General features: G+C 48.4%; 1 protein-coding gene. It reads right to left on the minus strand.

Annotated elements, in window-relative coordinates; genetic code table 11:
- Positions 1 to 114 precede the first annotated feature (114 nt).
- Positions 115 to 308, minus strand: a 194-nt coding sequence (locus DXB44_RS14960) for a TnpV protein (protein WP_243111198.1), incomplete at its 5' end; no start/stop codon positions are given.

Raw genomic sequence — 308 nt, forward strand, 5'->3', positions numbered from 1 at the left:
ATCAATGTATAACCGTGGCTGGTCTGAACCACCTCATACAGTGGATCATCATCCAGATATGCCTGAAACACTTTCAAAATCTTTTCAAAGGTCAGCATTTCCCGCACCTCCCATTCAGCTGCAAATCAGTTCCCTGATTAAAATTTCCTCAATCTGTGCCGTTAATGTGTTCATCAGCCCCACCCAACGCATAGGGTCACAGGCTTTCAGTTCTTCCGTGACACCCGCAGTCTCCATCATGTGAGGCAACATGGTTTCCACACGCTCCTGCGCTGTCCGGGCAATCTCTAACAGGTGTGGATACAGCT

Origin of the sequence: Faecalibacterium sp. OM04-11BH, from assembly GCF_003482185.1 — a bacterium.
Classification (GTDB): Bacteria; Bacillota; Clostridia; order Oscillospirales; family Ruminococcaceae; genus Faecalibacterium; species Faecalibacterium tardum.